Source organism: Rhodococcus sp. UFZ-B548, from assembly GCF_903819475.1.
Lineage (GTDB): Bacteria > Actinomycetota > Actinomycetes > Mycobacteriales > Mycobacteriaceae > Rhodococcus_F > Rhodococcus_F erythropolis.
This window is the reverse complement of the sequence record NZ_CAIJDS010000066.1, coordinates 22883-32909: the sequence shown is the minus strand read 5'-3', so window position 1 is coordinate 32909 and position 10027 is coordinate 22883. Positions and strand designations below refer to the sequence as shown.

The window sequence follows — 10027 nt, the reverse complement described above, 5'->3', positions numbered from 1 at the left end:
GGTGATGGCCTGCTGTGCCCGAAAACTGCTGCATCCCAAACAACTTGACAACACCCGACCAGTAGTCGTAGGCGATCTCAGAGAGGTGCACTTCGTGGGCGAACCGTAGGCCCTCCCCGTCGAAGACGTCGAGGATCGGGTTCCACCGGTGCGCAAAGTCGGCGAGATCTGGTTGACCACGGACGAGCACAGCACGGTGTGGAGAAGAGCACCCACAATATGCGGCACCCCTCACGCCCCACATCGCCCATGACGACGCTCGGGTCACCACGATCGGTTCAAACCGAACTGCCGCTAGCTCATTCAAGACGCCGACCCCTCTTCGAACGTCAACAGGCGATCACGATGAAACTCATACTGCTTACGTCGAGCAGCCAACTCCGCAGGAAGACCGATACAACAGGTCTTCCCGCTGCCGGTCTGTGGACTTGCAGTCACGCATCGAGTCGCTTCAGGGTGACCAGGTGCGCCGAGCCGACGACATCGCCGGTATAGCTGCCGGCCTGAAGCGACGCTACCCCGAAGACTGGTGGCATACTGACAAACATGCGCGCGAAACTGTCCTTCTGCAGAGTCGCTTCATGCTGATTACAATCGATGGCACAAATGGCCAGGGAAAATCCACCGCCGGACGGATGCTCGCCGATCGACTCGGCATATTTTTTTTCTCCACCGGATTGGTGATCCGATTTCTGGCGCAGGCATACCAGCAGCTGGCGGATCGCGGCGTCAGCCACGAAGAAATCATGCCATCGCTCTATGGTCGCGTCTCCGCTGACACCGTTCTGTACCTGCAGAACCGAAACAACGCCGATTTATACGACGATGGTTTAGTAAAATATTTTGCGTCGATCACCGGTGATGGCGAGATGTTGCGTCATGTCAATACGGCATTGGACGACTACCGTCGCGGCCGAGATCTCATCATGGACGGCCGCAACCTCTTTGAGATCTTCCCCGACGCAGAATTCAAGTTCTACTTCGAATCCACGCCCCAAAGGCGAGCCGAGATACTCCAGCAGTCGAAGAGGATTACGAGATCCGAGGCTCTTGAGCGACAGCGGTTGAGGGATGACCAGGAACGAACCTTCAACGTTCCGCGCCGAGAACTGATCGTGCTGGATCCTCTGTCGCATACGTTGGACGACCTCATCGAGACCATGCACCGAGAAGTCGCACGAGGAGCCGGTGAAACGGAACTCTTCGAGCTCCTGGACTGCGCCGATGTGGAGATGAAGGCGAATGAGGACGCGTTCTTCGACCTCTGGAACAGCTCGATACGCGAGAACCTCGGTTGCAGCAGCTCGTTCAGAATTCAGGATCATGTCAGCGCATGCGGAGGTTTCCGGCTCCGACTGCCCGAGGTCGACCTGCTTGTACCGACCCTGCGCGACTTCTTCCTGAGCCGCGGCCACGTGGAGGGCGAGACCGTCTGGCTGCGCGGATATGCCTACTACGAATGCGATCCGCACATGCACGAAAGGCGGAGCGGCTCGACTGAAAGCTCGCTGTGGCAAACCTTCTGCAGTCACTGGAGGGCCTATTCCGAGCCCGCCTTCGCGTGCGAAGGAGAGCCGTGGACATCGAACGTCGTGAACTGGATCGGCACGCTTTCCTATCTGGAGTACGTCTTCAACGATCTGACGACCATGCTCTGGTTCGTGTACTCGAATGAGTCGAGACTGGACGGCATACGCGGCAGTTCGCAGATCGCACCGACGATCGAAGCCTGTGTCGGCGAGATCGCCGACATGATCGCGAGTCTTTTGCTGTTTCGATATCCCGCATCGACGGACGGATTTCCACAGAGGATCGCCGATGTCGTCCTCAACCCGACCATCTCGGCGTTCGTCGACGAATCGTCGCGTATCTCCCATCTTGTTCCCGGAAGTGTTCGTGCCGTCCGCGAGGGCGATTCATTGCCCGTCCTCTTCGCTGCCTACACGACGAAATTGGCTGCTTTCGGCGAAGGTCTCGAATCAGACCGGGTCCTGATTCTGAGCAATGCGTTCGGGGCCCTGAACCAAGGGGTGATATTCCAGCGTCTAACGTCCGATCGGTGGCAAGCCGAACATGTCAATGTGCAGTACTCGCAACATCGCGCCGATGGCCCGGACTTGGGCGAGAGATCGGGAGCCGTCCGGGTGTTCCGCGCGAGGTCCATGGCGCGGATGGTCGAGGATTATCGTGACCGGTGCGTGATCGTCGTCGATGACTGCATCTTCACGGGGAAGAGTTTCCATGAAATCAGAGGCGTTTTCGACCCCGGCACCGAGGTGGTGCCGTTGCCCTTGATGCTCGACACTCAGTCGCTCAGATATCACCGGCGCGAGACGAGGGATCCCCAGGAGGCATATCGGACCGCGAAGGTCGCCGTCATGAGGGCTCGCGAGCTGGGCGACCGACTCCCTGCTTTCGAGGCGTTCTGGGACTGGAGCACTCCCGCACGCACTGCCCCCCACGACCAGGCATCCGATTTCGACGAAGTCATGTCGGGTGGCGACGTCCTGCTCAGGACGTTGTGGTCGAGGTTCAGGCAACAGATACTCCCGTCCCCCGCGAAGGAGGGCCCGTAGTGGGCATGGTGGCCGCCCGCGGGACTTCGCTGAATGAGGGCATCAAGTTCGGCCGGATCTTCTACTATTCCGAACACATGGGGCACGCGGCGTTCGACGAAATCAAGGAACCCACGATCGTCGTCGCGGTCGACCTCACGCCGAGGGACACCATTCGGTTCGGCAGGCTCGATGTCGTCGGTCTGGTGGTGAAGAACGCGGCGCCGAACTCGCACACCGCCATTTTGTCGAGGACGATGGGTCTGCCGGCTTTGTGCGGCGAGGAAGTGAGCGCGCAGTGGCACGGTCTGCCTGCCATCATCGACGGCAGCGGCGAGTTGATCGTCGATCCCGACGAGCCGACGCGGTCGGAGTACGCGCTCAGGGCGGATGACTACGACGCTCGACAAAGAGAGTTGGCGAGCGTGTCCCGCGACCTGTCGGCGGTGACCAAGTCGGGGAAGTCCATTCTGCTCTACGCCAACATCAATGCTGTTTCCGATGTGGAGAACGCCATCGCGAATGGTGCCGCGGGAATCGGGAATTTCAAGACGGAATTTATGTTCATGGAGTCGTCGGAGCTGCCCGGGGAGGAGCAGCAGTTCCAGATCTACACGTCCATGGCGTCGCGATTGGGGACGGGGAAGTTCGTCATCAGGACGCTCGACGTCGGCGCAGACAAGACCCCGGGCTATCTTCACTTGGAGCCGGAGGAGAATCCGGCGCTCGGGTATCGCGCCATCCGGATCAGCCTGGATCGTCGTGACATCTTCGTGCCTCAGATTCGGGCGATATTGCGAGCCAGCGCCTTTGCGGACGTGGCCATCATGTATCCCATGATCGTGTCGGTCGACGAGGTGCTTCAGATCAAGGAGATCGTTGACCAGGTGATGGAGGCCCTAACCGGGGAAGGTATTCCGTTCAATCGGGATATCGAGCAAGGCATCATGATCGAGACGCCTGCCGCAGTGCTCATCAGTGACGACCTCGCACCTCTCGTCGACTTCTTCAGTATCGGAACCAATGATCTCACCCAATACATGCTCGCCATCGATCGGACGAATCCCAGGCTTGCAGAGCGGTACGGGACCAACCATCCGGCGATTCTTCGGTCCATCAAGTTGGTGACGGAGAATGCGCACGGTGCCGGCACATGGGTGTCGATCAGCGGCGAACTCGCTGCGGATGAAGCGCTCACGAGCACGTTCCTCGAGTATGGGGTCGACGCGCTGACGGTCTCGCCGTCGAAGATTCCGCAGCTGAAAGTGGCGGTGAGTAATATTGACTGATCGCTTGCAGAGTGGAGCTACGTACGGCGATTCTGACCTGCCGCATAGTTTGGTTACCTGAAATAGTGTGAGGGTCGGGGCTTCTCTGAGAGAGGCATCGCATGGCTTCCCGTTTTGTCTTCCTTTCGACGACTCGACGGGCAATGTATTCCTGAATCCCCCCCGGTGTGTCCAGGGACTGCTTAGTTTGAGAGCACGGCGGGTTGCCGAGTCTCGTTTCGTTGACAGTAGAGCGTCTCAAGATCGACGGGTGCCATGTCGCCGCAGTGCTCGTAGATCCTGCGGTTGTTGAACCAGTCGACCCATTCCAGGGTCGCGATCTCGACCTGCTCGAGGGTGTGCCACGGGCCGCGGGGCTTGATCAGCTCGGTCTTGTAGAGCCCGTTGATCGTCTCCGCGAGAGCGTTGTCATAGCTTTGACCGGCTAATCGAGGGTGAGGGAACCACATTGCAGGGCGGAATGGTTCATCGTTTCCGCGGCGATGCGGTCATCCTTCGAAGCTGCTCCTCATGCCGGCTGACCCTGCCGGCGAGAGCTTCGAGGACGGTGCGTAGGTGCGCGACCTCAGTTGACGGCGCTCGCTGAAATTGGATCTGGCGCACTTTCCGTGATTATGTTGCACCGCTTGGCTATACCGCATGAATCACACGTTTGCGGAGCAGATCGAGATTGGCCCGCCCATACATTTGTCGTTTGAGCATTTTGTTAGTTACGTGGAATTTGAATTGTCAAGGACATTCTCGTCTGCTCTGGTTGACGGAAACGATCGGAAGCAGGGTCGCGGTCGCCGGAACCTCGATTTCGCGTGGCGTCGTGCCGGTCGGCGTCGGGACGTCGAGCAGCCGGTCGAGGAGGTTGTCGAGGGCGCGCTGGCCGTCCTCGACGGCTGCGCGTTCGTCGTCGTTGAGTGGGATCGCGATGAGCATGCGCTGCAGGTTGTCCTTGGCTTCGAGCAGCTGCGCTTTGCCGGATGCCTTGGGGGCGTAGAAGTCACAGCGGGCGCACGCCATCCTGTGTGGGCATTGTTCGAAGAAGGTGTAGGTGCAATACCCGTGCCCGAGATCGTAGTACTGCCATGGTGTTTCATCTCCGACCGCATTGGAGGTGACGGCGTCGCGGTCTATGAGGACCTCGATGGTGCGGACGTTGCGGGAGAAGTACCCCGCGTCGGTGTAAGCCCGTGTCAGCGTGGTCGGGGTGATCTTCGCGTAGTACTGCGTCGATTGTGGAGAGCGGTGGCCAAGCCAGGCTTGCAGCTCGAACAGGGTCATAGGCTCTTTGGCGTTGTAGAGCTGGCTAGCGATCGTGGACCGGGCTCGGTGGCTGGTGATGCTGCCTCGGACGTCGACGGCCGGGACACCTGCCTTGCGGCAGAGCATCGGGATGACCGTGTTGTTGATGTAGGACAAGGAGACTCGGCGGGCGCGAAGGGCGAACAGCAGGTCGACTCACTCGCCTGTGCGACGATCGTGAAACTGCGGTTGGGAGGGGCGCATCGCCTGCCAAGTGTCGAGGGCCTGGCCGAGGATCGGATCGACCGGCTTGGTGAACGCTGTGCCGGTCTTGTGCGGTGGGACGTCGAGCAGGCAGAGCGCATCACGCGCCAGGACCTGATCGGAGTCACCTGCGAGGGATTTGTCGTCGTGCTGCCAGCGAATGCAGCCGACTCGCAGGCGGACGATCTCATCGCTGCGCAGACCGGAAAACAACCAGGTCAGTGTGATCGCATGGACCAGTTCAAACGAGTAGAAGTGCCCGGACCGCGTCTCGGGGAGATCGGCCCGCGACAACTTCAGTCCCGCCCACAGCAGCTTGGCCCAGAACTCCTCGGCGATCACCCGAGGGTTCGGGCCGAGCAGTGCGGTGATGCTGCGTGGAGTGGCCAGCGCCCGTCCTGGATCGAAACGACGCGACAGCCACTCCCATTCCTGACAGTCGGTAAAGAACCTTCGGATCGACGACAGGTGAACATCTTTGGTCGAGGCCTGCAGAGGCTTACCCACGCGCTCTTCGAGTCCGGTGGTGCGGTGCACGTAGTCCCCGACGTTCATCCGGTCAACCGCGGCGACCCAGGCCGCACACGTCCGCCGCGTCCACGCAGCCGGATCGGCGGCATCGGGATGCTCGGCTGCGATCCAGCGGCCGACTTTGAGCAGACGTGACTTCGACGTTGCCGCGTGCTCGCGGCGTCAATGTCGACGTCGCGTACCAGCGGTCGACCCACTGCTGCCAGATCTGCGCACCGCCAATCGCTCGAGCAGTACCACGATCGGTGGTCGCGGGCGGCGGGTCACAGAACCCCAGAGCATTCACCGCCCGAGCCGCGGCATGCACAGTGTTCAGTCGGGCTCCGCTGAGCAGCCCGTCATGGCGGATACGATCGAACACTTCGGTGCCGAGGTTCTCGATGTGCGGGCTGCTGTTGAGCAGGAACAGCTGGCAGAGCGTCATCGGCAGCAGTGTGTCGTCGTCATGGCCGAGTCGATAGCCCCACTCGGCGAGCACTTCACGGACCCTGTCGATTTCGCCGTTGACCCTGGCGCGACCAAAGATCCGCCACGACAGGGTGAGTCGTTGGAAGCTGCCGAGCCGGTGGAACTCGGTAAACGAGCCCAGTAGGTAAGCGTGCGCGGCGAGGTAGGGGCGGACCTCGTCGCCAGCCCAAGCGGGCGCATCCCGTCGGAACTCACCCCTGATCGCGGCCGAGGAGATCGACCCATTCCTGCGGGGTCCAACTCCAGAAGGTCCGTTCCATCTCGGCACAGCGCACCAGCAGCACCGCGACCGCATCGGTCATAGCCCGCCGTCGATGTGTGGTGGGCGGCGAATCCAGGCCAGCGTTGACCGCCTCCAGCCGTCGCAGCAGCCGTCCGATCACACGCCAACCCGGCGCGGTCGGATCGTGATACTGCAGCCGCCGCAGGTTGCGGACGCCGAGTTCACCGATGGCCTGAGACTCCTCCACGCGGACCGCAACAGTGGTATCGAATTCTTTCCCGATAATCGTTGAGCACCAACGAGATTCAGGATCAATATCGAAGTCGGACTTCAATGTCGCGGTAACCGTGGTGTTCCTGCCGCCGCGAGCATCGCGATGCGCTGGGCGTGGATATGGTCCATGCTGCGGCCGAACTTGTCGGCAAGATCCCGCCCAGAGAGGTGGATATATCGAAGCGTCGAGTCAGTATGGCGATGCCCGGCGAAGGTCGCGATCGTATGCAATTCCCAACCCATCCGGGCTAGATCCGTCAGACACAGGTGCCGGGTTGTGTGGGTGGAAAATTTCGGAACATCGGCGGCCAAGGCAATCCGGCGCACCACCTTCGACCAGGTCCACAGGCTCAACGGTTGCGCATGGTTACGGCGGGACTCCGAGAAGGAACCGCGGTCCACGTGACCTGCTCAGACTCGCCCGGTGCACGAGATAGCCCGACAGCAGCACGCCGGTCGCAGCCGAGTACGGCACAATTCGCTCGAGCCGGTTCTTCGTCGTCTCCGCCCGGATTCTCAGGGCGGAAGTGGGCGGGGTCGAGATCGTCAGTGCGCAGCGAGCACAGTTCCTCACGGCGCAGCGCTGCGTCGTAGGCCAGGGCGAGCATCACCCTGTTCCGGACCGGTTCCGCCGCGGCGACTTCGAGGATGTCCGCCCACTGCTGTTCGGTGGGAATCCACGGCAGCTTCGTCAATCGGGGCACAAGCCCACGTTGGTTCCCACTGCCGTGTCGACCGGACGTATATCGGCCCCGGCCAACGGGATTGGAGTCGCGGAGTCCCTCCTCCATGAGGTAGTCGTAGAACAGTCGCACCGACACCAGTCGCTGCCCGGTCGTGGCATTCGCCAGCCCGGCACCGGAGTCGATGGACACGACGTTCGGTCCGCGGAGGCTGGGGCGTTCGGTCAGCTCCCGCACATAAATACCGATATGGGCGCGGGTGGCGGTGAGGGGATCGGCACTCTCCCGCTCGCACATCTGCAGATACTCGGCAAGTCCCCGCGCGTAGGCGTCGATCGTTCGGGGAGCTCGCCCGAGATCGGTCCATAGTCGCAGCCACTCGGTCGCCTGTGCATGCCGGCCCAGCACCGGCCACTTGTTCTCCAGCGTCACCGTGCCGCTCATATCGTCTCCTCAGTTCCGTGGTCAACCCCGAGGAGAACATGATCGTCCGCGTGGTCAGATTCCACATAATGATCCGATTAACGTGACCTTCGACAGCCCCGGAGTTGTACGGCAATGTCAATCCCGCAGTGACGACATCGAGGTCTCGGCGCAGACCTGCAGCGAAGGATCGCAGCGCCGGTTCTTCACTGATATCGATTGCCCTCATCCAGGTGCCGAGGTCGTAACCGCGGCGGTTGGTCATGATCTCGGCGAACTCTCGGACCAGCTCTCGGATGGCGGCCAGGGCAGGACTGCGTCCCAGGAGCGCATCGAGCTGTGTGCGGTCGTCGTCGGTGAGCCGGTCCGGGCGGCGGGTCAGCCAGCCGGTGACCTGCCGGATCGTGGGTGCGATCGGTGGCAATGTCAGTGCTGTGTCCGCGTCCCGCAGCGGTTGCAGGTAGCGGCGGACAGTCTTGTCGCTGCCGCGATAACCCAACTTCATAATTTCCCGGGTGAGCCGGGCTGCGTCGGTGCAGCCGGCATGAAAGCGTTGGTGCAGATACGGTTTGAACTCGTCGAGCAGGCTGGTGCGGGACTCGGCCGTGGTCAGGAGCTCCTCAACCTCGGAGGCTCTGGCGAAGCGTCGCACCGTTCTACGGTCGAGCGAAAGCTTTCGCCCGATCGCCGACAGCGACATATCCTTCGGCACCAATTGCTGTACGGCGGTGTGGCGTTCGCGGGTCCGCACCACCAAACGCTGTTCCGATTCCGCCTCGCGTGCGGGTGAATCCACGACAGCGGTGGGGCCGCTGCCGTCGTCGGCGGCGGGTAGACGCAGGTCGGCGCGATGACGGATCACGGTCTTCTCCACAGCCTCGGCCAGGTTGTGCCACAAATGCCACCGATCGGCCACTTGCACCGCATCCGGCGCTCCGATCCGAATACCTTCGGCATAAGCGCCGGCCCGGTCCCGGCACACCACCTCGACACTGGGATGCTCAAGCAGCCAGGTCGCGACGGTGCCCGCGGTGCGGTCGGCGAGCAGATCTATCGGACGACTGGTGGTCATGTCCACCACGACCGTGCCATACACATGCCCGCGGCGGATCGCGAAGTCGTCGATCCCGAGAACAGGCACCTCCCCGATAGGCCGGGCGGGTATCGCGCGCACTGCGCGCAGCAGGGTGTCCCTGCCGATGGCAACCCCGAGATGGTTGGCGAGTCGGGCTCCGGCCCGGCCGGCGACGGCCAATCCGATCGCTCCGATCATTGCTCGTTGTACCGGCGTTCGTCGCGCCCAAGGTTGTGTCAGATTTGGGATTTGTTCGGCGAAAGTCTGTGCCGTGCAGTCGATGATGTCGCAGAAGAAGCGGCGGACCCTGATGTCGATCAGGACTGGTACCCCGCCGGTCGCTGTGTCGGAGAGTTGTCGTCGGTACCGGGAATGGACTCACCGCCGCAGCGCGGACACTGACCCTGATCGCCTTGGGTTTCGGCGGCGATGCGGATGGTGGAACCGATCCGTCGGACGCCGGCGACAACGACATCGGCCAGATGGGGCAGCAGTATCTTTACACTCTCGAAATTACACGCTGCTGATCTTCCTTGCCCAGATCAGCGCACGTCGGCGACACGCCCAACAGCTTCACGGAAAGTGCGCCAGATCCAATTTCAGCGAGCGCCGTCACAGCTCGAACGTGATCCGTGAGGCCGACCATTTCCGGGTCCGTCGCATCGCTTCGATCTCGGTGACGACCTCTGCCGCTGTGGCGGTCGGGTGGTGCTTCGGTGCGCTGGATCGGTCTTGTATCCCAGGTCACCGTGCTTGCGGTACCGGTTGACCCATGTGGAGGCGCATTGGCGGGAGATGCCCATCTCGGCGGCGACGTGGGCGATCGGACGGCTCTGGCACCGCTCGATCAGGCGTCGTCTTCCTTCGACAGTGAGTGGGGCATTACGGTGTGTCACAGGGCTGGTCCTTCTTGGTCGAGAACGGTTGTGTCGCAACTCCCATTCTTACGCCGAGGACCAGCCCGTCTACTTCAGTCCCGCGTCATCAACGTCCATACCCACAACAACTAG

Annotated in this window: 10 protein-coding genes and 4 pseudogenes; 3 read left to right on the top strand and 11 right to left on the bottom strand. The window is 61.7% G+C overall.

Annotated features, from left to right (window positions below):
* Both H7C86_RS37045 and H7C86_RS37630 read right to left on the bottom strand, forming a co-directional pair.
* Positions 1-190, bottom strand: a pseudogene (locus tag H7C86_RS37045) (hypothetical protein); the annotation flags it as partial.
* A 244-nt stretch (positions 191-434) separates the two neighbouring features.
* Positions 435-737 carry a hypothetical protein gene (locus H7C86_RS37630; protein WP_259349376.1) on the bottom strand — a complete coding sequence of 101 codons (303 nt, stop codon included), beginning with the start codon at positions 735-737 and terminating at the stop codon, positions 435-437.
* On the opposite strand from H7C86_RS37630, the gene H7C86_RS33230 reads away from it, so the two are divergent.
* Entirely contained in the window at positions 636-2576 is a 1941-nt protein-coding gene (locus H7C86_RS33230; protein WP_228232982.1) for a (d)CMP kinase, read from the top strand. The genes H7C86_RS37630 and H7C86_RS33230 overlap by 102 nt on opposite strands.
* A gap of 5 nt (positions 2577-2581) precedes the next feature.
* Complete coding sequence (gene ptsP, locus H7C86_RS33225) at positions 2582-3844, top strand: phosphoenolpyruvate--protein phosphotransferase (protein WP_182263121.1); 1263 nt, start codon at positions 2582-2584, stop codon at positions 3842-3844.
* 182 nt (positions 3845-4026) lie between these two features.
* Here ptsP and H7C86_RS33220 read toward each other — a convergent pair.
* The 7 genes and pseudogenes from H7C86_RS33220 to H7C86_RS33205 all read right to left on the bottom strand — a co-directional run.
* A pseudogene (locus H7C86_RS33220) lies at positions 4027-4266 on the bottom strand (integrase core domain-containing protein); the annotation flags it as partial.
* Positions 4267-4573: 307 nt separating this feature from the next.
* Positions 4574-5254, bottom strand: coding sequence for a tyrosine-type recombinase/integrase (locus tag H7C86_RS37040; protein ID WP_220463498.1), 681 nt, complete (start codon positions 5252-5254; stop codon positions 4574-4576).
* Positions 5255-5293: 39 nt separating this feature from the next.
* A complete protein-coding gene (locus H7C86_RS37035; RefSeq protein WP_220463497.1) occupies positions 5294-5896 on the bottom strand; it encodes a hypothetical protein in 603 nt (200 codons plus the stop codon).
* Between the two features lie 4 nt (positions 5897-5900).
* Positions 5901-6350: a hypothetical protein gene (locus tag H7C86_RS37030; protein WP_220463496.1), complete on the bottom strand. Its 450-nt coding sequence runs from the start codon at positions 6348-6350 to the stop codon at positions 5901-5903.
* A 181-nt stretch (positions 6351-6531) separates the two neighbouring features.
* Positions 6532-6897, bottom strand: coding sequence for a hypothetical protein (locus tag H7C86_RS33210; RefSeq protein WP_182263120.1), 366 nt, complete (start codon positions 6895-6897; stop codon positions 6532-6534).
* Entirely contained in the window at positions 6894-7190 is a 297-nt protein-coding gene (locus H7C86_RS37625; protein WP_259349374.1) for a site-specific integrase, read from the bottom strand. The genes H7C86_RS33210 and H7C86_RS37625 overlap by 4 nt, the downstream gene beginning before the upstream one ends.
* The gene (locus H7C86_RS33205; RefSeq protein ID WP_259349373.1) at positions 7187-7963 is read right to left on the bottom strand and encodes a site-specific integrase; all 777 of its coding nucleotides are present in this window, start codon (positions 7961-7963) and stop codon (positions 7187-7189) included. The genes H7C86_RS37625 and H7C86_RS33205 overlap by 4 nt, the downstream gene beginning before the upstream one ends.
* 82 nt (positions 7964-8045) lie before the next feature.
* Between H7C86_RS33205 and H7C86_RS37620 the strand changes: the two genes are divergently transcribed.
* Entirely contained in the window at positions 8046-8732 is a 687-nt protein-coding gene (locus H7C86_RS37620; protein WP_259349372.1) for a hypothetical protein, read from the top strand.
* 57 nt (positions 8733-8789) lie between these two features.
* On the opposite strand, the pseudogene H7C86_RS37615 reads toward H7C86_RS37620, so the two are convergent.
* Both H7C86_RS37615 and H7C86_RS38080 read right to left on the bottom strand, forming a co-directional pair.
* A pseudogene (locus tag H7C86_RS37615) lies at positions 8790-9335 on the bottom strand (ISL3 family transposase); the annotation flags it as partial.
* 297 nt (positions 9336-9632) lie between these two features.
* Positions 9633-9913: pseudogene (locus tag H7C86_RS38080) on the bottom strand (helix-turn-helix domain-containing protein); the annotation flags it as partial.
* Between the last annotated feature and the right edge of the window lie 114 nt (positions 9914-10027).

Coding starts and splice junctions, on each gene's coding strand:
- H7C86_RS33230 (WP_228232982.1), top strand. CDS start 636: ATGCTCGCCGATCGACTCGGCATATTTTTTTTCTCCACCGGATTGGTG.
- ptsP (WP_182263121.1), top strand. CDS start 2,582: ATGGTGGCCGCCCGCGGGACTTCGCTGAATGAGGGCATCAAGTTCGGC.
- H7C86_RS37035 (WP_220463497.1), bottom strand. CDS start 5,896: ATGAACGTCGGGGACTACGTGCACCGCACCACCGGACTCGAAGAGCGC.
- H7C86_RS33205 (WP_259349373.1), bottom strand. CDS start 7,963: ATGAGCGGCACGGTGACGCTGGAGAACAAGTGGCCGGTGCTGGGCCGG.